The organism is Paenibacillus sp. lzh-N1, assembly GCF_002872435.1.
In the GTDB taxonomy this organism is placed as follows: Bacteria; Bacillota; Bacilli; order Paenibacillales; family Paenibacillaceae; genus Paenibacillus; species Paenibacillus polymyxa_C.
In genome coordinates, this window is the sequence record NZ_CP025696.1 from 3197054 (window position 1) to 3219063 (window position 22010).

General features: G+C 47.4%; 15 protein-coding genes and 2 riboswitches. Of the genes, 12 read left to right on the forward strand and 3 right to left on the reverse strand.

Features of this window, described 5'->3' with window-relative positions:
• The first annotated feature begins 32 nt into the window (after positions 1-32).
• From C0638_RS14580 to ptsP, 5 genes are all read left to right on the forward strand, one after another.
• Positions 33-1568 (forward strand): flotillin lipid rafts scaffold protein FloT, encoded by a 1536-nt coding sequence (locus tag C0638_RS14580; protein ID WP_025676129.1) that lies wholly within the window; start codon positions 33-35, stop codon positions 1566-1568.
• Between the two features lie 192 nt (positions 1569-1760).
• On the forward strand, positions 1761-2633 hold the full coding sequence (gene glcT, locus C0638_RS14585) for a glucose PTS transporter transcription antiterminator GlcT (protein WP_013372581.1): 873 nt from the start codon (positions 1761-1763) through the stop codon (positions 2631-2633).
• A 239-nt stretch (positions 2634-2872) separates the two neighbouring features.
• Positions 2873-4918: a glucose-specific PTS transporter subunit IIBC gene (gene ptsG, locus C0638_RS14590; protein WP_025676128.1), complete on the forward strand. Its 2046-nt coding sequence runs from the start codon at positions 2873-2875 to the stop codon at positions 4916-4918.
• 110 nt (positions 4919-5028) lie between these two features.
• The gene (locus C0638_RS14595; protein WP_013372579.1) at positions 5029-5304 is read left to right on the forward strand and encodes an HPr family phosphocarrier protein; all 276 of its coding nucleotides are present in this window, start codon (positions 5029-5031) and stop codon (positions 5302-5304) included.
• Positions 5297-7009: a phosphoenolpyruvate--protein phosphotransferase gene (gene ptsP / locus C0638_RS14600; RefSeq protein WP_017426742.1), complete on the forward strand. Its 1713-nt coding sequence runs from the start codon at positions 5297-5299 to the stop codon at positions 7007-7009. The genes C0638_RS14595 and ptsP overlap by 8 nt, the downstream gene beginning before the upstream one ends.
• Before the next feature lie 128 nt (positions 7010-7137).
• On the opposite strand, the gene gcvPB is transcribed toward ptsP, so the two are convergent.
• The 3 genes from gcvPB to gcvT all read right to left on the reverse strand — a co-directional run bounded on the left by gcvPB (position 7138) and on the right by gcvT (position 11210).
• Positions 7138-8634, reverse strand: coding sequence for an aminomethyl-transferring glycine dehydrogenase subunit GcvPB (gene gcvPB / locus C0638_RS14605; RefSeq protein WP_058710427.1), 1497 nt, complete (start codon positions 8632-8634; stop codon positions 7138-7140).
• Positions 8631-9986, reverse strand: a complete 1356-nt coding sequence (gene gcvPA, locus C0638_RS14610) for an aminomethyl-transferring glycine dehydrogenase subunit GcvPA (protein WP_058710426.1) — start codon at positions 9984-9986, stop codon at positions 8631-8633. Before gcvPA ends, gcvPB begins: the two co-directional genes overlap by 4 nt.
• 117 nt (positions 9987-10103) lie before the next feature.
• Positions 10104-11210 carry a glycine cleavage system aminomethyltransferase GcvT gene (gene gcvT, locus C0638_RS14615; protein ID WP_058710425.1) on the reverse strand — a complete coding sequence of 369 codons (1107 nt, stop codon included), beginning with the start codon at positions 11208-11210 and terminating at the stop codon, positions 10104-10106.
• A 79-nt stretch (positions 11211-11289) separates the two neighbouring features.
• A riboswitch (glycine riboswitch) is annotated at positions 11290-11386 on the reverse strand.
• A riboswitch (glycine riboswitch) is annotated at positions 11387-11486 on the reverse strand.
• Between the two features lie 393 nt (positions 11487-11879).
• On the opposite strand from gcvT, the gene gcvH reads away from it, so the two are divergent.
• The 7 genes from gcvH (at position 11880) to C0638_RS14650 (ending at position 21935) form a co-directional block, all read left to right on the forward strand.
• Positions 11880-12278 carry a glycine cleavage system protein GcvH gene (gene gcvH / locus C0638_RS14620; protein ID WP_058710424.1) on the forward strand — a complete coding sequence of 133 codons (399 nt, stop codon included), beginning with the start codon at positions 11880-11882 and terminating at the stop codon, positions 12276-12278.
• Positions 12279-12703: 425 nt separating this feature from the next.
• Positions 12704-14182, forward strand: coding sequence for a PTS mannitol transporter subunit IIBC (locus C0638_RS14625; protein ID WP_058710423.1), 1479 nt, complete (start codon positions 12704-12706; stop codon positions 14180-14182).
• A gap of 83 nt (positions 14183-14265) precedes the next feature.
• A complete protein-coding gene (locus tag C0638_RS14630; RefSeq protein ID WP_058710422.1) occupies positions 14266-16350 on the forward strand; it encodes a BglG family transcription antiterminator in 2085 nt (694 codons plus the stop codon).
• Positions 16347-16781 carry a PTS mannitol transporter subunit IIA gene (locus tag C0638_RS14635; RefSeq protein WP_013372570.1) on the forward strand — a complete coding sequence of 145 codons (435 nt, stop codon included), beginning with the start codon at positions 16347-16349 and terminating at the stop codon, positions 16779-16781. The genes C0638_RS14630 and C0638_RS14635 overlap by 4 nt, the downstream gene beginning before the upstream one ends.
• A complete protein-coding gene (locus C0638_RS14640; RefSeq protein WP_058710421.1) occupies positions 16778-17923 on the forward strand; it encodes a mannitol-1-phosphate 5-dehydrogenase in 1146 nt (381 codons plus the stop codon). Before C0638_RS14635 ends, C0638_RS14640 begins: the two co-directional genes overlap by 4 nt.
• Before the next feature lie 210 nt (positions 17924-18133).
• A complete protein-coding gene (locus C0638_RS14645) occupies positions 18134-20287 on the forward strand; it encodes a DUF454 family protein (RefSeq protein ID WP_082689608.1) in 2154 nt (717 codons plus the stop codon).
• On the forward strand, positions 20280-21935 hold the full coding sequence (locus C0638_RS14650) for an amino acid ABC transporter ATP-binding/permease protein (protein ID WP_058710420.1): 1656 nt from the start codon (positions 20280-20282) through the stop codon (positions 21933-21935). The genes C0638_RS14645 and C0638_RS14650 overlap by 8 nt, the downstream gene beginning before the upstream one ends.
• Positions 21936-22010: the final 75 nt, after the last annotated feature.

Here is a 22010-nt window from a genome sequence, read left to right on the forward strand (position 1 = left end):
ACTTGAAGGGAGCGTGATCGGGAGTGTCAAATTTGCAAGATATTGTGTTGGTCCCTGGAATTGTTGTCATTGTTATCGTCATATTAGGGATTGCTTTTTGGGCCCGTTACAAAACGGTAGGACCGGATGAAGGAATGATTGTGACAGGTTCTTTTCTGGGAAATAAAAATATTTCCGAGGATGAATCTGGTCGCAAGATTAAAATTGTACGTGGTGGGGGCGCCTTCATTTGGCCTATTTTCCAGCAGTCCGAATTTATCTCTCTGTTGTCTCACAAATTGGACGTAACCACACCGGAAGTATATACAGAGCAAGGAGTGCCCGTGATTGCGGATGGTGTAGCGATTATCAAGGTCGGCAGTTCCATTGAGGATGTAGCCACAGCAGCCGAACAGTTCATCGGAAAGCCACTGGAAGCTCTTAGGGGAGAGGCTCAAGAAGTGCTGGAGGGACATTTGCGGGCAATTCTCGGCTCCATGACAGTAGAGGAAGTATACCGCAATCGGGATCGGTTTGCGCAGGAAGTACAGGGCGTGGCTGCGCGCGATCTGAAAAAGATGGGCTTGCAAATCGTTTCATTCACTATCAAAGACGTGCGCGATAAACATGGGTATCTGGATGCGCTCGGTAAGCCGAGAATTGCTGCTGTGAAAAGGGATGCAGAGATTGCAGAAGCCGAGGCAGTGCGGGATGCCCGAATTCAGAAGGCACGAGCAGAACAGGAAGGACAGAAGGCCGAGCTGTTGCGGGATACGAATATTGCCGAGGCAGCCAAGGAGAAGGAACTGAAGGTGGCTTCGTTTAAGAAAGAACAAGATACAGCCAGGGCAGAAGCCGATCAGGCTTATCACATTCAGGAGGCCCGTGCCAAGCAGACTGCCGTCGAGGAACAGATGAAAGTCGAGTTGGTACGTAAGGAACGGGAGATTGATATTCAAGCCAAGGAAATACAGGTACGTGAAAAGCAATATGATGCGGAAGTGAAAAAGAAGGCGGAAGCCGATCGGTATGCAGTAGAACAAGCGGCGGAAGCCGACAAATCGCGTAAAATGCGTGAGGCGGAATCGCTGCAATACTCGATTGAAACACAGGCTAAAGCGTCAGCTGAACAAAAACGTCTAAACGGGCAAGCAGAAGCGGATGCAGAACGGGCCAAAGGTACAGCCGATGCAGATGTCATCCGTTTGCGTGGTCTCGCGGAAGCTGAGGCCAAAGAAAAACTGGCGGAGGCGTTCCAGAAGTTTGGAGAGGCTGCCGTGCTCGATATTATCGTGAAAATGCTGCCGGATCTGGCAGGACGCATTGCCGAACCGATTGCATCCATTGATAAACTGACTGTTGTGGATACGGGTAAAGGGGAAGGAGCAACGCGTGTCAGCAATTATGTCACCGAACTGATGGCGACGGCTCCTGAGATGCTTAAGAGTGTATCCGGTATTGATGTAGAGCAGTTGATCAAGGGACTAACCACTGGAAAAAATGGTCTTCATTCCGTACCGTCCTCCGGTGATGCGAACAAGCTACACAATCCAGCCTCGGTTGAGGTGGCACTAACGGATAAAGAATAACGATAAGCCTTTGGGGAACAGATTCTCAGCCCCCAAAAGACCGCTTTTCATCACAGCATTTCCTGGAAATTGTGATGAAAAGCGTTTTCTTTTTATTGACCTTTAGCGGAATATTTGGTACTTTAACGTGGATTCCTCTGAGCTTCATGCTATAATTCTTAGGATCAAGGTTCTGATAAAAGAGGTGCGGATGTGAGCAGCCTAAAAGTGGCCAAAGCGCTGAATAACAATGTGATTATAGGGATGCATCCCGAGCATGATGAGGTTGTCGTGATTGGAAAAGGAATCGGTTTCAATCGCAAACCCGGCGATCTAATGCCGTTGGATTCAGTTGAAAAATTATTTATATTAAAAAGCCATGAAGAGCAGGAGCAATACAAACGATTGCTTCCTGAGCTGGATGAAAAGCTCATTGAGGTCATCGGTGAGGTGCTTCATCTTGTTCAGCTTCAAGCCAAAAAGCCTCTTAATGAGCACATACTAATTGCTTTAACTGACCATATTGCCTTCTCCATCAACCGTCATAAACAGGGGATTACGATTCATAATCCGTTCTTGTATGAAACTAGGGAAATATATCCTCAGGAATACAAGATGGCTGAGCAGGCTGTTGCTTTGATTAAGGATAAGATGGACGTGGATCTGGGAGAAGATGAAATCGGATTCGTAGCTCTGCATATTTATAGCGCGATGACAAACCAGCATATCTCCGAGGTTAGGAAAGATTCTCGTCTGATTGCTGACATGGTTCAGGTCGTCGAGACGACGCTGGATTACCGAATTCCTCTCCAATCCCTTGATTATTCTCGTCTGTTGACTCATCTGAGATTTGCGATTGAACGTGTACGTCGAGGAGAGATTGTGCAGGAGATTTACCGATTGGACAAGCTTTTGAATGAAGAATATCCAGAAATGTATATGCTGGCCTGGAAACTTACGAAGATTATGGAGAAAAGGCTACGTAAACCGGTGTATCCAGCTGAAGTTAGCTATTTGACGATGCATCTGCAGCGTTTGTCCCAACGCAAGCAGGGAGAGCAACAAACCGTGATAAAGCCCGAATAAAAAAGTATTGCCTCGCATTTAGCGTGGTGCTATAATCAATTTTGCAATGAGGAAGACAACAACTAAACATTTTAACGTGTTACTGATTCGATCAGGCATGAGTTGTTTTAAGTTATGATTGTTTACAGCCTAGTGGGGTAAGCTATATCCCAAGGTTGTGTTCAAACATACTTAAATCGGCTCATGCCTTTTTTGTTGTTTTACCTCTGTTCTAAATTTCAGAGAAGGATGTGGAAGGTATGTTTAAAAAGCTTTTCGGCGTTTTACAGCGTGTCGGTAAAGCGTTAATGCTTCCGGTAGCCATTTTGCCAGCTGCGGGGCTTTTATTGGGTATCGGCAACATGCTGGTCAACCCTGATTTTCTCCAGTACATCCCTGCATTAAATGCGGGCTGGGTTCAATCGGTAGCGACCATCATGATGAATGCCGGACAAATTGTTTTTGATAATCTGGCGCTGTTGTTCGCAGTCGGCGTAGCCGTCGGTCTGGCGGGCGGCGAGGGTGTAGCAGGTTTGGCTGCGATCATCGGTTACCTCGTAATGAACATTACGCTGGGTACAGCTGTGGGAGTCACACCTGGTCTGATTGCTCAAAAAATACCGGGTTATGCGAATGTGTTGGGTATTCCTACACTGCAAACCGGGGTGTTCGGCGGGATTATCATCGGTATACTGGCCGCTGCTATGTACAACCGATTTTTCAAAATCGAGCTTCCTTCGTACCTGGGCTTTTTCGCGGGTAAGCGCTTCGTTCCAATTGCAACGGCAGTATCTTCACTGATTGTTGGACTGGCACTGGTTCTGATCTGGCCTCCAGTTCAGCAAGGGCTTAACGCAGTATCTCACTTTATGGTGTATTCCAACCCGACCTTGTCGGCGTTCCTGTTCGGGGTTATCGAACGTGCGCTCATTCCATTTGGTCTGCATCACATCTGGTACTCACCGTTCTGGTTTGAGTTTGGTGAATATGTAAACAAAGCAGGTCAAACCGTTCACGGTGACCAGCAAATCTTCTTTAGTCAGCTTCGCGACGGCGTGGCACTGACAGCAAGTACGTTCCAAGTAGGTAAATTCCCATTCATGATGTTCGGATTACCGGCTGCAGCACTTGCGATGTATCATGAAGCAAGACCAGAACACAAAAAATATGTAGCAGGTATCATGGGTTCAGCAGCCTTGACTTCGTTCCTGACAGGTATTACGGAGCCACTGGAATTTTCCTTCCTGTTCGTAGCTCCATTGCTGTTTGCAGTACACTGTGTATTTGCAGGTTTGTCATTCATGACGATGCAAATTTTGAATGTTAAAATCGGCATGACGTTCTCTGGTGGATTTATTGACTTCCTGATTTTCGGGATTATTCCAACCCGTACGCCATGGTGGTATGTAATTATCGTCGGTCTGATTTTGGCGGTTATTTACTACTTCGGATTCCGATTCATCATACGGAAATTCAACTTGAAGACACCAGGACGTGAAGAAGCTACAGAAAATGTGGATGGTGCAGCAAGCGGTAGCAGTGACGAGCTTCCACATAACATTTTGGCTGCTTTCGGTGGTTCATCGAATATCAAGCATCTGGATGCATGTATTACACGTCTTCGGATTGAAGTTAATGAGAAATCAAACGTTGACAAAGCTCGTCTGAAACAACTTGGCGCCTCGGGTGTCCTGGAAGTGGGTAACAATGTACAGGCGATCTTCGGTACCCGTTCTGACACCATTAAAACTCAAATGGCTGATATCATGGCAGGACGTACACCTGCACCTGCGCCTTCAGAACCAGCTCCACAAGAGGAAAAGGAAGCCGGAGAACAAAAGCAAACGATTGTTGTGGAAGATATCGTGATGCCAGTTAACGGCGAATTGGTTGACATTTCGACAGTTCCCGATCCAGTATTTGCAGAACGTATGACAGGTGATGGCTTTGCAGTTGTGCCTAATGATGGAACAATTGTTTCTCCTGTCTATGGTAAAGTATTCAATGTTTTCCCAAGCAAGCATGCGGTTGGTATTCAATCCGATGGTGGTAAAGAAGTGCTTGTTCATATCGGGGTGAATACTGTGAAGCTTAAAGGTCAAGGATTTGACGTTTTGGTGAACGAAGGCGATCTTGTGTCAGCCGGCCAACCGATCATGAAAGTAGACCTGGAATATGTGAAGGCCAACGCTAAATCGATCATCTCACCTGTCATTTTTACCAACCTTCCAGAAGGTTCTTCGGTAACTTTAAATAAAACTGGAGTATTGAAGGCTGGCGAAGATGGTATAATTACGATAAAATAAACTCTATGTGTTTCGGATTAGTTGAATAGGCGGCTTAAGCCGCCTGGTCATCTGCCCGGTATACTGCGTGTAAACAAATATTATCTTTAGGAAAGTGGGAGGAACAAATTATGCAAACAACTTTTAGAATCACGGATGAAGACGGTATCCATGCACGTCCTGCAACTGCGCTGGTAAATACAGCTAACAAATTCAGCGGTGCTGAATCTTTCGCCGAAGCTAACGGTAAAAAAGTAACTTTGAAATCCATTCTGGGTGTATTGTCTCTGGGTCTGGAACAAGGGGATACTATTAACATTATCTGCGAAGGCGCTGAAGCTGCTGAAGCATTGAAAGCTCTTGAAAATGTAATCGTTAACGAAGGGCTGGGCGAAGTTCATGCTTAAAATTTCCGGGATTGCCGCTTCGGCAGGCATAGCCATTGCCCGGGCGTTTATCTTGGAGCATCCGAATTACGCTGTAGAGAGACGCGCGGTTGGTGATGTTGAAGCTGAAATCGCAAGATTGGATGCGGCTTTGGCAGAATCTCAAACCGAATTGGAATCGATTAAGGAGAAAACGCTTCGGGAACTGGGTGAGAAAAAAGCAGAAATTTTTGCATCTCACTTGCTCATCCTGAATGATCCTGAATTGATCGATCCGGTTAAAGCTAAAATCAGAGACGAGCAGCTCAATGCTGACTATGCTTTGAATGAAGTAGCTACACAATTTGTTTCCATGTTTGAAAACATGAAAAGTGCATATTTGCAAGAACGCGCATCGGACATGCGTGATGTAACCAAACGGGTGCTTAATCATCTGCTTGGTGTTCATTTTGTCAGTCCTGCAGAAATTGCCGAAGAAACGATTGTACTTGCAGAAGATTTGACACCTTCCGACACAGCTCAGCTGAACCGTGAATTTGTTAAAGGCTTTGCAACGAACATCGGTGGACGCACTTCGCACTCGGCTATTATGGCTCGTTCATTAGAAATTCCTGCTGTTGTAGGAACGAAAAATATATTGTCTCAAGCTAAAAGCGGCGATTTGATTATCGTCGATGGTCTGGATGGTCACGTATTCGTGAATCCTACCGAAGAAATCGTTGCGGAATACCGCGCTAAACAGGTGGCATATGACAAGCAACGCGAAGAGTGGCGTAAGCTGCGTGGCGAAGCTACGGTTTCCGTTGATGGTGTCCATGTCGAACTGGCAGCCAATATTGGTACGCCTAACGATGTAGCTGGTGTTCTGGACAACGGTGGAGAAGGCGTTGGCTTGTACCGTACGGAGTTCTTGTACATGGGACGCGACAAGCTCCCATCCGAAGATGTACAGTACACAGCTTACAAAACGGTTCTGGAAAGAATGGAAGGCAAACCGGTTGTAGTTCGTACTTTGGACATCGGTGGAGATAAAGAACTTCCTTATCTGGATCTGCCGAAAGAAATGAATCCGTTCCTCGGATTCCGTGCTATTCGTCTGTGTCTGGATCGCCAGGATATCTTCCGCACTCAATTGCGTGCTTTGTTGCGTGCAAGTGTACACGGTAACCTGCGCATTATGTTCCCAATGATTGCTACGCTGAACGAATTCCGTGAAGCTAAAGCTGTTTTGTTGGAGGAAAAAGAAAAGTTGGTAGCCGAGGGTGTATCCGTATCTGAAGAAATTCAGCTGGGCATCATGGTAGAAATTCCTTCCACAGCGGTATTGGCTGACCAATTCGCAAAAGAAGTGGATTTCTTTAGTATCGGTACTAACGATCTGATTCAATACACCATGGCAGCAGATCGTATGAACGAACGAGTTTCTTACCTGTATCAACCATATAACCCATCCATTTTGCGTCTGGTGAAAATGGTTATTGATGCCGCTCACCGTGAAGGACGTTGGGTTGGTATGTGTGGTGAAATGGCAGGAGACACCACAGCAATTCCGTTGCTGCTGGGTCTGGGACTTGATGAGTTCAGCATGAGCGCAACTTCCATTCTGCCAGCACGTAGTCAAATCTCTAAGTTGTCCCGTGCGGACATGGAGAAATTGGCTGCAAAAGCTCTGGATATGCAAACAGCTGAGCAGGTTGTTGAATTGGTTCAAAGCATCGAAGCATAAGGAAGGGTATCACATTTTTCAAAGGTTATATCTTTTTCCAACAAAAATTGCTGTATACATACAGCAGCCGGTATCTCAACAGATACCGGCTTTTTTGTATGCTTTGAATTGTTGGGTTGAATTTAATCTTAACTACATGCGCAATTCAGCACAGGTTTACGGGCTGCAGTGGTTTCATCCAGGCGCGTGACTGGAGTGGTATAGGGGGCATTGAGCACCAGCTCAGGGTTCTCCTCGGCTTCGCGCGCAATATGAATCATAGTGTCGACAAAAGCATCAAGCGTCTCTTTACTTTCTGTTTCCGTCGGCTCGATCATGATGCATTCCTCTACATTCAGCGGAAAATAAATGGTAGGTGGATGGTAACCGAAATCAAGCAACCGTTTGGCTACATCAAGCGTGCGCACTCCAAACTTCTTCAAGCCTCGCCCCGACATGACAAATTCGTGTTTACAATGCCCGGGATAAGGCAGGTCAAAATACGGAGCCAGCCGATGCATCATGTAGTTGGCATTGAGTACAGCACATTCGGACACTCGCTTCAAGCCATCAGGGCCGTAGCTACGGATATAGGCATAGGCACGGACGAGAATGCCGAAGTTGCCATAAAAGGCTTTGACCCGCCCAATAGAATCTCGCTGCTCCCGATCCCAGCGGTACATACCCTGCGGATCACGTACGACAAGCGGCTTGGGCAGAAAGGGAATCAGTCGCTGCTTTACGCCGACGGGTCCAGCGCCCGGGCCCCCTCCACCGTGCGGAGTACTCATCGTTTTGTGCAAATTGAGATGCACCACATCAAAGCCCATATCCCCAGGGCGGGTAATCCCCATGATAGCATTGGAATTTGCGCCGTCATAGTAGAGCAGGCCACCTGCGTCATGCACAATTGCGGCAATATCAGTGATTTGCTTCTCGAACAGACCAAGCGTGTTCGGATTGGTCAGCATGAGCGCAGCGGTGTCGTTGCCTACGGCTTGACGTAGCGCATCCAGATCCACCAGCCCTTCAGGGGTGGAGGGAAGGGTGATTGTTTCGAAACCCGCGACGGTTGCACTGGCGGGGTTCGTTCCGTGCGAGGAATCCGGCACGAGCACCTTGGTACGTCGCTCGCCACGTGCTTCGTGGTACGAGCGGATCATCATCAGCCCGGTCCATTCGCCATGGGCGCCAGCAGCGGGCTGAAGCGTAACGGCATCCATGCCGGTCAACGCAGCCAGATCATTTTGGAGCGTATGCAGTAGCTCCATAGCCCCCTGGATGCTATCCTCCGGCTGATATGGGTGAATTTTAGCAAAGCCTGCGTAACGGGCAACATCCTCATTCACCTTCGGATTGTATTTCATCGTACACGAGCCAAGCGGATAAAATCCGTTGTCGACGCCGAAATTGCGCTGGGACAGGGCGGTATAATGGCGAATAACATCTACTTCGTATACCTCGGGTAATGCCGCAGGTTCGCTGCGCAGCGCATAATCCGGCAAAAGCTCTGCCACCGGGCGACGGGGAACGTCGCAATCGGGAAGGGAATAAGCGATGCGACCCGGACGGCTCAATTCAAAAATGAGCGTTTGATCGTGTTCCTTTAACAGTTCTTGTTTCTGATCCTGTCCGGTGTGTGTCATAGCAATCCCCCCAAGGTGTGTACAAATTGGTCAATCTCTTCTTTGGTTCTTTGCTCCGTCACGGCAATCAGCATGTGACCAGCAAGTTCCTCATAGTCCCGGCCCAAATCGTAGCCAGCGATAAATCCGGCAGCTAGCAGCTCGGCCTGGAGTTTGCTCATATCTGTACCCTCAGGCAGTTTAAGGGCAAACTCATTAAAGGTTGGTGCGTTAAACGAGGTAGATAAACCTTTCAAGCTCAGCAATTGCTCTAACGCATAACGGCTTTTATGCAAATTTAGCTCGGCTACTTCCTTGATCCCCTGTCTACCCATGACAGACAAATATACAGATGCAGATAAAGCGAGCAACGCTTGATTGGAGCAAATGTTAGACGTGGCCTTTTCGCGGCGGATATGCTGTTCCCGCGCTTGCAAGGTCAGCACGAAGCCGCGTTTGCCGTTACGGTCTGTGGTTTGGCCTACGATACGTCCAGGGATACGGCGCATATGCGCCTGGGAAACGGCAAAGTAACCGCAGGTCGGACCACCGAGGGAGGATGAGATCCCAAGTGGCTGCGCGTCTCCTACAACAATATCCGCGCCTTGCTTACCAGGGGTCTCTAGCAAGCCTAGTGCCAGTGGATTGGCACTAACAACCATAAGCCCTTGATGCGCATGGATGAGGTCAGCCATCGGCTTCAGATTTTCCACGGCTCCGAAAAAGTTGGGATTTTGGATCAAAACAGCCGCCGTCTGTTCCGATACGGCCGTGGCTAGCGCATCGACATCCGTTACGCCATCCGAACAGCCGATTTCCACAATGTCCAAATCCAATCCGCGTGCATAGGCTGCCAATACCTGACGTGCCTCTGGATGGACAGACCTTGATACGATAAGCTGTTTACGACGCGTGGCGGAAGCGGCCAATGAGCCCGCTTCCGCCAGAGCTGTAGCCCCATCGTACATGCTGGCATTAGCTACCGCCATACCTGTCAATTCGCAAATATACGACTGGAATTCAAAAATGGCTTGCAACTCGCCCTGGCTTACTTCCGGCTGATAGGGGGTGTAGGCTGTGTAAAATTCGGAACGTGAGGTGATGTGTTGGATAACGGATGGAATATGATGATCATAAATACCTGCACCAAGAAAGCTAGCATGTGTATCTGTATTGGCGTTTCGTCCGACCAGCTCGGTCATGTGGCGGGTTAAGGCTCTTTCGTCGAGCCGAGAGGAAAGAGGGAGTTCCCCTTGGTATCGAATAGCCTCTGGAATGTCGCTGAATAAATCATCAATGGATGATACGCCCACCACACGCAGCATTTCGGTTTGGTCTTGTTCGGTCATGGGGAGATAGCGATGCTGCTTCATAGGTTCTGGCTCCTTTCGAAAAGCAAAATTTAGATAGTAAATTAGCTAATACATAGTCGTAATTGGAAAATCCAGAATTTTATATCTGACATGATCGCTTTTTTAGAATGAAGAGGATTAAGATCGGCGTAGCCGTTTATAAAAGGGGGCTGGGACCACTTCCGCACGCAGGCGTTTACCACGAATTTCGACCTCCAGCGGTGTCGATAGGGTGCTAAAACGACTGTCCACCAGGGCCAGCCCCAGATTACGCTTCAAGGTGGGCGATTGAGTACCCGTTGTGACCTCACCGATGTGTTGACCTTCAGCGAACACCGGATAATGAGCGCGCGGGATACCGCGGTCAATCATTTCCAGCCCGATTAACTTGCGAGGAATTCCTTGTTCTTTTTGACGTTGCAGTGCTTCCCTGCCGATAAAATCTCCTTTATTCAGCTTGACGAAGAAACCTAACCCAGCCTCAAGCGGTGAAATTGTGGCAGATAACTCCTGTCCGTACAACGGTAGCCGTGCCTCGAAGCGCAGCGTATCGCGAGCACCAAGTCCAGCGGGAATCAGTCCATACGATTCACCGCAACGAAGCAAACCATCCCACACGGCGGGTGCTTCCTCAGCAGGGATATAAAATTCAAAACCGTCTTCGCCGGTATATCCAGTTCGCGAGACAAGTGCTTTTGCTCCGAACAATTGCACGTTCTCATGGAATCGGAAAGATGCCAGATTCGTAATATCTGTATCTGTCACGGCTGCGGTAATACGTGCTGCTTCCGGTCCTTGTAATGCCAGCAATGCTATCGCATCAGACACATTCTCCAGATGAACCGATGCTGGTACGTGGCGTATGAGCCAATCCCAATCTTTGTCGATGTTGGAGGCATTCACAACGAGCATGTAGCGCTCTGGTCCTTTGCAATATACAAGCAAGTCATCGACTGCGCCTCCATCGGGGTAACACAGGAGTGAATATTGTGCTTGGCCCGGTTCCAACTGGCTGACATCATTTGTGGTTACCTGTTGCAAAAAAGCCTCAGCTTCTTTGCCTTCAACCAAGAACTCGCCCATATGCGATACATCGAATAAACCTGCACGTTGTCGGACGGCCTCATGCTCCTTTTGAATGCCGCTAAACTGAACGGGGAGTTCCCACCCGCCAAAGTCAATACAACGAACCCCGGGCTGCGTCCCGTAGGACGAATATAATGGTGTTCTTCGCAAATTAGACATTTTTTCACTCCTATCCAGTGTAATCGGCTAAACAAAAAAGACAGGCTAAAAGAAACGTATAGACGGCAGTCCATACTCTTCTTTCAGCTCTGTCCTTGATACCAGAAAGTTACCCCGGTGTGAACCAGGTTTCCCCTTGGGTGATCCGCTCTTTTCACGGATGCTCTCCAGAGATGCGTCCGGCAGAGGTCCTTTTGCCTGAGAGATTCACCTGCAATGCAAGTTTACTCCTTCGGCGCTACCTTTTGGATCAACGGTATGTTACCCGGTTTTGCAGATAACAACTTGATCCGATTCGCGTGCCCAACTGTCTCACAAACGACAACAGCGATGCGAATATTTTTGGTAGTCTCTCCCTCCGCGTTCATCCGCGTTTGCAGTTGTCGAGGTATTTTCAAAAGCAATTACTATAACCCATTAATACGCAAATCCATTCAAAATGTCAATAAAAATGTCATATAAAACAATATGAAAAACATTTATTGTATAAATAAGGATATGTAAGCGTTTGTTACAAGTTATCATTTTTTTATAGACTGCGCTATATGAGTTGGTATGGAGTATTTTTGTTAGTATTATTGACATGGATGTTCTTGTTGTCATAATCTTAACTTGTCTAATACAGGTGATCAAAAGCATTTTATTCATGTGGAAGTGAGGCGAAGCAGGATGAGTGAAGTGAAACAGCAACTTTGGTATACAGACGAACATGAGTGGGTTCAGCGCACAGTGGATGGGACGTTGCGGATCGGCATTACAGACTTTGCACAGCATCAATTGGGTGATATTGTTTTTGTGGAATTACCTGGGGCGGGAACAACGATTGGACAGGGGACGGAGATTGGTACAATTGAATCGGTGAAGACCGTATCCGATCTTTTTGCTCCGGTGACGGGAACCGTTTTGAAAGTAAATGAAGCTCTGGAAAGTACACCTGAGCTGGTGAATGAATCACCCTATGAAGAGGGTTGGATGATCGAAGTAGAGATGAGCAATGGTGTCGAGGAAGCTCTGGGCAAGTTGCTGTCTGCGGAGCAGTACGAGCAGTTGATTTCGGATGAGCAATAATGAGCAATACAGCATGAAATAATAGCGCTTTATTCTGATTTTTTATATGGATATTGAATTAAATAAGAGCATCGTAGTCCGCTCAGTTTTTGTATAAAATAGTCGCTATGACCTGACATAGCGGCTATTTTTTTGTTGTCTTTTAGAAGGCGTATTTACGTTGCTTGCGCAGGCTTAGAAGAGAGCCTCTTTATACAATTGCACAGATTTACAACAGTGTTTTTTCGACTAATTTCTATTGTTATCGGCCATATTAAGAAGAATTATGCAGGTATAATGCCTTGTCGTTACTTTAAATTTAAATGTTGTCATCAACGTTCATGACGAAAGTACGTTTTCATTTCGTTGATGAAGATAGCGCTGTCATTTAGTATGAATTTTAAGAAAAGGTAGTGATGCTATTTACTCACAAGGAGGATATGAATATGAGCACTGTGGACACAAAGTCCAGTTCAAACGGTGGCGCTCGTGTCGCCGTACAGCGTTTTGGCCGTTTTCTCAGCGGTATGGTTATGCCTAATATGGGAGCCTTTATCGCATGGGGATTAATTACGGCCCTTTTTATTCCGACCGGGTGGTTCCCGAATGAGGGTTTTGCACAACTGGTTGATCCGATGAAAAATTATTTGCTGCCGCTGCTGATCGGTTACACGGGAGGCACGATGATTCACGGACAGCGTGGAGGTGTGATCGGTGCCATTATGACGATGGGGGTCATTGTGGGGGCCGATATCCCGATGTTCCTGGGCGCGATGGTAGCTGGTCCGCTGGCTGCATGGATATTGAAGAAGTTCGATAAGGCCATTGAGGGCAAAGTCAAATCAGGTTTTGAAATGCTGGTCAATAATTTCTCGGCTGGGATTATCGGTGCCATTCTAGCATTACTAGCGCATGTGGCGATCGGCCCGGTCGTGCAAACCATCAGTCAAGTGTTGTCGACAGGGGTACAGTTCCTCGTAAACGCAGGGCTACTGCCGCTTGTCAATCTCATTATTGAGCCTGGAAAAGTATTATTTCTCAACAACGCACTGAATCATGGAGTATTGAGTCCGATTGCGCTGGAGGAAGCTGCAAGAACAGGAAAATCCGTTTTGTTCATGCTTGAATCCAATCCTGGCCCGGGACTCGGTATTTTGCTGGCCTATTGCCTGTTCGGTAAAGGCTCTGCGAAGTCGTCTGCTCCTGGTGCAGTCATTATTCATTTTTTCGGCGGGATTCATGAAATTTATTTCCCTTATATTTTGATGAAGCCGATTCTGATTCTCGCTGCTATAGCAGGGGGCGTTGTGGGAACCTTCTGTTTTATGTTGACAGGTGCCGGACTGGTTGCTGCTCCTTCACCAGGCAGTATCATTGCTTATTTCCTGATGACACCCAAAGGCGGATATTTGCCGATGCTGAGCGGTGTGATCGCAGCTGCGGTCGTATCCTTTGCGGTTGCCGCAGTATTACTCAAAACTGGTAAGCCAAAGGAAGAGGGGCTGGAGGAAGCTGCATCCCGCCTGAAAGATATGAAAAATCAAAGCAAGGGTGCAAGCGCTAACGCCACTGTAATGGAAGATAACCGCGCATCCGATCGTGCTGCCGAGATTGCCGCAGATCGAACGCTTAAGGATAAATCCGAGGTGAATAAAATTGTCTTTTCCTGTGATGCAGGTATGGGTTCAAGCGCCATGGGAGCCTCAATTTTGCGCAAAAAAATGAAACAGGCGGGCGTGGGCGTTACGGTAACGAATACGGCAATCAGTGAAATTCCACAGGATGCGGATATTGTCATTACACAAAAAACGTTGACAGACCGGGCTAAAACGGTAGCCCCGAATGCTGAGCACATTTCCATTGACAATTTCCTGAAGAGCCCTGAATACGAAGCGCTGGTTGAACGGTTGAAATCCGATTCTTAATCCCCATAAAGTCAGGCTGGCTGTATACAGTTTGTATTTCCTGCTGGAAGGGATGAGAGCTTGGGAAGGAACGGTATGCGCTTATGAATATTACGAAACGACAATCTGACATCGTAGAGTATCTTTTGGAGCAGCCCCAAGAGGTTACGGCCGGGGAAATTGCTGAGAAGATCAATGTCAGCACAAGGACGGTTCATCGGGAACTTGGCGCAGTTGAGTGTTGGTTGGCGGCTCATGAGGTAAAGCTGGAGAAAAAATCAGGGATCGGTATTTTTGTGGATGCCGACCCGATTCAGCTTGCAAGTCTGCGGGAGCAATTGCTGCATACGAAGTCAGACGAATACTCGGCTGAGGAGAGAAAAATTGTAGTTCTGTGCATGCTGCTGGATACACAGGAGCCGATCAAGCTGCTGGCGCTAGCATCGGATTTGAAAGTCACAGTAACTACGGTCAGTCATGATCTGGACGAATTACAAGGCTGGATCGCAGATCGAGGGCTCGTGCTTGTGCGCAGACGGGGATACGGTGTCGAGATTACAGGCCGGGAGATAGACAAAAGACGGGCGATTTCTGAGCTTGCTCTCGAATATTTGGATGAATCGGATCTGTTTTCCGGCCGAAAGGAGCTTCGTCCCGTGACACGTGTCACAGAAAAATTGATGGAGATGATTGGCAGGGAGAACCTGCTAACCGTGGAAAATGCCCTCTGGCAGCCTCATGACCAATGGCTGAAAAACATGGTGGAAAGCAAATATATGGAACTGCTGATTCAAATTTGCGTTTCTCTGGCACGTCTGCGCCTTGGGTACTTTGTGGATCATTGTCTCTCTCTCCCGTATTCGAAAACAGATTCAGAGGAGAATATCATGCTGCGCACAGCTATGGTGGAGCGCATATGCGCAGAATTGTCAGCAGCGCTGGATATTGAATTTCCAGAACCGGAACGATGTTATTTCAGGCTGCTGTTCCGTGATGCTGAGGATCATTCCACCCGCTTGCTGCCACTGGATGATCTTGTACTGCTGGAGTCGGTTCATGAGTTGATTCGTCGTGTAGAGGCAGAGACAGGCACACCATTAGCAGAGGATCGTGTCCTGCGTGAAGGGCTGATTGCCCATATGACTCCAGTATTCAAACGTTTGAGGGAAGGGAGAGCGATCCGCAACCCTCTCCTTCAGCAAATCCGCAAGGATTACGGCAGCTTGTTCGACTCGGTCAAAAAGGCTGCGGCGGATATGACAGAAATGGAAGTACCAGATGAAGAGATCGGATTTCTGGTCATGCATTTTGGCGCTTCGTTGGAGCGGCTGCGACAATTGCAGCGGGAGGTTCGAGCAATCGTAGTCTGCACGAGCGGAATTGGGTCTTCCAGACTTCTGGCAACAAGACTGGCCAAGGAGCTGCCACAGATCAAAATCGTGGATAGGGCCTCATGGTACGAGGCAACGCGGATTCCCAAGGAGGATTATGATCTGATCATTTCGACAGTGGAGCTACCGCTTGAGCCGGATCGGTATCTCAAAATCAGCCCGCTGCTGACGCAAGAGGAGAGTGACCGCCTGCGTCATTTCATTCAGCATATTACACTCAATCAACTCAGTGATCATCGTCAGGAACAGGCTGTACTCTCCGGCCAGGGCATGGAGTGGCTTACTGGTCTACGGAAAAGTCTTGAGGAGATTGTGCACATTGTACAGCAATTTCAAGTGTATCCACTGGAAAATCAAGGGATGGATATGCCAGCTACCATAGAGGCTATATGCATGTTGGAGGCAGGGCGGGGAAATGTCACAGAGCCTTCTGTTGTTGCTGAACAGCTTATGGAAAGAGAGCGCCAAGGTAGTCAGGTGATTACTGATACCTCCGTTGCTTTAATTCATACACGCAGTCCCTATATTCGCCAGCCTTCGCTGACCTTGTATAGGCTGGCTGAGCCGCTGTTGGCGGATGTAGACGAACAAGTGGAATGCGTTCTGCTGATGTTGGGACCTCGTGAGTTACCGAAAGAAAGCTTGGAGGTATTGAGCGAGATTAGTGCATTACTGCTGCAGGAAGACATGATTACACTACTGGAACACGGTAGTAGAGATCAGATTGCCAATTATATATCGACTGAGCTGGCTGAATTTTTTCACAGTAAATTAGGGACAGGGAGGAACCTACCGTGAGTATTATGACGATAGACAAAATAAAAATGAACGCAACCGCCAAAGACAAATATGAGGCGATTCGTATGGCAGGACAAATCCTGCTGGATGCAGGACATATTACAACTGAGTACATTGACAAGATGCTTGAACGCGAGGAGATTGTATCCACCTATATCGGGAACGGGTTGGCTATTCCACATGGTACCAAGGAATCTAAGACACTTGTTCAATCCACTGGCATCTCCATCGTTCAGTTCCCGCAAGGCGTAGATTTCGGGGAAGAAAAAGCATACATGGTGATCGGCATTGCAGCCCAAGGCGGCGATCATATGGAGATTTTGACAAGTATCGCTGTGGTATGTGCGGAGGAAGAAAACATGGACAAACTTCGCAACGCGGTGATCCCACAGGAAATTATAGATCTGTTCGAAAGTGAGCTGGAGCTATGAGAGCCGTCCACTTTGGAGCAGGAAATATCGGTCGCGGCTTTATTGGGCTGATTCTGTCGCGTGCAGGCTATGAGGTTGTTTTTTCAGATGTCAACGAGACACTTGTATCTGAGTTACGACGCCGCAAGCAATATACTGTTGAGTTGGCGAATGATACGAAGGATACGGAGACGGTAACGAATGTAACCGCGATTGACGGCAGAGATGCATCCGCTGTAGCGGATGCAGTAAACCATGCTGATCTGGTAACGACCGCAGTCGGGGTTAGCATCCTCAGGCATATTGCAGCAGGTATTGCCGAGGGGATAGCACGGCGGGTAGAGCGTGGAGCAGGCCCGCTGCATGTGATTGCTTGCGAAAATGCAATTGGAGGCAGCGCCCAACTGAAAGAGCATATTTTTGCGCTACTGAATGAGGCGACTCGTGCCAAGGCAGAGGCTTCGGTATATTTCCCTAATGCTGCTGTAGACCGGATTGTGCCGATCCAGCATCATGAGGATCCATTGCATGTGCAGGTAGAGCCTTTTTACGAGTGGGTGGTGGATCGCTCGCAGATGGCAGCTGACCATGAAGAAATCGAAGGCATTCTTTACGTGCAGGATCTGGAGCCTTACATTGAACGCAAGTTGTTTACGGTGAATACGGGGCATTGCGTGGCGGCCTATATTGGTTATACCGCAGGTTATGCCACGATCCAGGAGGCCATGAAGGATACCAAGGTGGTAGATTCAATCCAAGGGGCGCTGGAGGAAACAGGAGCGGTGCTTGTAAAGCGATTCGGCTTGAATCAAGGGGAGCATAAGAAGTACATCTCTAAGATTCTGGATCGCTTCCGCAATCCTAATCTGACAGACGAGGTTACTCGGGTCGGACGTTCACCGCTTCGCAAGCTGTCTCCCAATGACCGTCTTGTACGTCCCGCGCTGCAAGCACAGGAGTATGGTATCCGGACCGATCATCTGGCGTTAGGAATGGCTGCTGCCTGCAAATTTGATATTACGGAAGACCCCGAAGCAGTTGAGCTTCAGCAGGTGATTCGCAGCCAAGGGGTGAGTGTAGCGCTGACACGTTATACGTCCATACCTGCAGATGACCCGTTACATCGGCAGGTATTGGAGCAATATGATATTATAAGTTCGTAAAACAACGTAATAACACGCACTTATTTCAATCATCCTCTTGAAGACCAAACATCTACATGAGCACAAAAATGTTCTGTGGAGTTGAGCTTCAAGAGGATTTTTATATGCGTGATTTACATCACATAACAACCTGATTAAATTATATATATTGATAATGATTATCATTATCCATAAAATATCATTAATAGTATATATATTAGGGGGATTATAGTGAAACCGATTTATATTACCTTAGGGTTTTTATTTTTGGCACTTGGAGTTATTGGCGTAGTGGTGCCGTTGCTGCCGACTACACCGTTTCTGCTGCTGGCAACCTTTTTCTTTATGCGGGGGTCTGAAAGGATTCATCGGTGGTTTTCAAATACGTCTCTGTATCAAAAATATCTGGAAAGTTTTGTTCAAACCAGGTCGTTGAAGCTGTCCACAAAAATTACGTCATTGGGCTTAGCGTCAGCTATGCTGATTACAGGATTTATCTTTACCCCTAATATATGGGGCAAAACGCTCATCGTCTTAGTCATCCTTTTTAAATATTATTACTTTATATTCCGAGTCGGAACTGTGAGAGCAACTGAGGCAGAAACTCCGTCTTTAACTGAAAGCGCCCCTACCCCCAAAAAAAAGTCTAAAATGGTCGACAGTCGTCTGTTAGGCCTGGTGGAGCATTCTCGAAAATATATCATCTTGGGTGTGCTTGTACAGTGGATCGGTCTTTTAGGGAGTATAGCCGCTGTTTTGTCTATGGCCTTTGTGATGCAGCAAGCATGGGAGGGACAAGTGAGTCGCAAGCTGATTCTATTCATGACGGTCATTGTTATGGCTGCCATTGCAGTTCGCTTTCTGAGTAATTATGCAGCCAGTATGTTGTCCTATCGGGCTTCAATCAATGCTAAAAAAACGCTGCGCTCACAGATTTACGGCAAGCTGCTAAAGCTGGGGCCCTCTTATACAGATCATACTTCCACTTCGGGGGTTATTCAGGTTGCTGTAGAAGGGGTGGAGCAGCTTGAGACCTATTTTGGAAGATATATGCCTCAGCTATTCTATAGTCTGCTTGCGCCTGTAACGTTGTTCATCACCCTCTCTTTTGTCAGCTTCAAAGCGGCTATTATTCTATTAATCTGCGTTCCCTTAATTCCAGTGTCCATTATTGTCATTATGAGGATGGCTAAAAAGCTGTTTCGAAAATATTGGGGCAGCTATGTCAATTTGGGTCACAGCTTTTTGGAAAATGTACAAGGTCTGACCACGCTCAAAATTTACGGGACAGACCAGGATAAACATCAGGAGATGAACACAGCGGCTGAGGATTTTCGCAAAATGACGATGAAAGTCCTGACTATGCAGTTAAACTCCGTGGCTGTCATGGATCTTATCGCATTTGGTGGTGCCGCCGCAGGTGTGCTGGTCGCGGTAAGCGAATATTCCTCAGGTCATATTGGCTTGGCGGGAGCGCTCATCATTGTTTTGCTGTCGGCAGAGTTTTTCATTCCGCTGCGTCTGCTCGGTTCCTACTTTCATATCGCCATGAACGGAATGGCAGCAAGCGACAAAATATTTCAAATGTTGAGTACAGAGGATTTTATACAAGGACAACAAAGCATAGAAGCCACAGACATTCAACTGGAACGGGTAAATTTTGCTTACGATGAAAGAGATACCTTACGAAATATATCCATGAATATCGCTCAAGGCAGCTTTGTTTCCATTGTTGGAGAATCAGGTTCAGGTAAAAGTACGGTAGCCGGATTGATCGTTGGACATCATGAGGGCTATCAAGGAAGCCTGAAGATCGGAGGAACCGAACTGACCTCCATTACGGAAGAAAGCCGCATGCGTCATATGACCTGGATCGGTTTTAACAGCTACATTTTTAAAGGCACTGTAGAAGCGAATTTGAGAATGGGGAATGAGCACGCGGATGAGCAACAAATGCTGGAAGCGTTGCGGCAAGTGAAGCTGTATGATTTTATTCTCTCCGAAGGGGGACTGGAAGCAGAGATAGAGGAGCAGGGAGCGAATTGGTCTGGAGGACAGCGCCAACGGCTAGCACTGGCCAGAGCGTTGCTGCACGATAGTCATGTGTATATTTTTGATGAGGCTACCTCTAACATTGACGTTGAGAGTGAGGAAGGCATCATGGAGGTCATACATGCACTGGCAGGTCAAAAAACAGTGATTCTCATCTCTCACAGACTGGAAAATGTGATCCAATCTGACTGCATTTATGTGCTGCAAAATGGTTTGGTGGCAGAATCCGGAACGCATCAGGAGCTGTTGAGCCAGCAGGGACATTATGCGGAGATGTATCTCAGTCAGCATAGGATGGAACAGTTTGTGAAAGGAGGTGCTGTATATGCGTAGACACGGTTTACGGATTATGGGTCAATTGTTGGTCTTGGCAGGGCCTCTTTTACCTGTGCTGCTCATAACGATTGTTACAGGAGTGCTTGGTTTTGTATGTGCTATTGGCATTATTGTGTATGGGGCCCTTGCCCTACTGACAGCAACGGGCATCACGACAGGCTACAGCATGACATTTTTGCTGACTGCCATCGTGCTATGTGCTGTATTACGCGGTGTATTTCGTTATGGCGAGCAAATGAGCGGTCATTATCTCGCCTTCAAGCTGCTGGCCGTGCTGCGAGATAAGGTGCTTCAAGCCTTGCGCAGATTGGCTCCAGCCAAGCTTGAAGGCAAGGACAAAGGGAATCTGATTTCGCTGATTACAAGTGATATTGAACTGCTGGAAGTATTTTATGCGCATACGATAGCGCCTGTTATGATCGGCATTATCACTTCACTGCTTATGGTGTTTTTTATAGGCTCTTATGAGCCTTTACTAGGCGGGATCGCTGCGCTTGCTTACATAACCGTCGGTTTATTCATTCCTCTGCTTACGTCACGTATGGGCAAGCGCCAAGGGATGGAATACCGGAGCAGCTTCGGCCAGCTGAGTAGTTATTTTTTGGACAGCTTACGCGGGATGAAGGAAATTGTTCAATATGGGCAAGGGGAACAACGATTAAATGAAATTAACCGTCGTACGGATCAGTTGGATGCCAAGCAGAAGGACTTGAAGCATCACGAAGGCATCACAAGAGCGGTCACAGATGCGGCTGTAGTCGGATTTTCATTCTTGATGCTACTAGCTGGATTGTATGGCATGTCTAAGGGGCAGATGGATTTTACAAGTATGCTGATTTCAGTCATTGCCCTGTTTAGTTCATTTGGTCCGGTGGTCGCGCTGAGCAATTTGTCCAACAATTTGCTTCAAACGCTGGCAAGCGGGGAACGAGTGCTGAGTCTGCTGGAGGAGACCCCGGAGGTAGAAGAAAATATGGATGGAATGACTGTTGGCTTTACTGGAGCGCAGATAGACAAGGTGACTTTTGCATACGATGGTCAAACGGTGCTGAAGGACGTAAGTCTCACGATACCGCCCAAGCGAATTATAGGTATTCAGGGTAAAAGCGGCTCCGGCAAGTCAACGTTGTTGAAGTTGCTGATGCGATTCAGGGACCCGCAACAAGGTGGAATTTTGCTATCTGAACACGATTTAAAGGACATTGAGACCCGACATTTGAGAAGCTTGCAGAGCTACGTCGATCAGCATACGTTCCTGTTTGATGATTCCATTGCAGCTAATATCAAAATTGGAAAGCCTGATGCTATACATCAACAGGTTGTAGAGGCAGCCCGTAAGGCATCAGTGCACGATTTTATTATGACATTGCCTCAAGGATATGACAGCCGAGTTGGAGAGTTGGGGGACAGGCTGTCTGGTGGAGAACGTCAGCGCTTGGGACTGGCCAGAGCCTTTGTTCATGATGCGCCCCTCTTACTGCTGGACGAACCAACTAGCAATTTGGACAGTTTGAACGAAGCGATTATTTTAAAATCGTTAAAAGAACAGCAGCAAGATAAAACAATTATCCTTGTATCGCATCGAAGCTCTACCATGCGAATGGCTGACGAAATTTTTCAAATGGATAACCGCCGACTCTCCTGAAAATGGTACATGGTTTAGCATGCTTTTTTTCAGTCTAGTCTATAAGTGATAAAAGCTAGAAAATAAATGTGATGC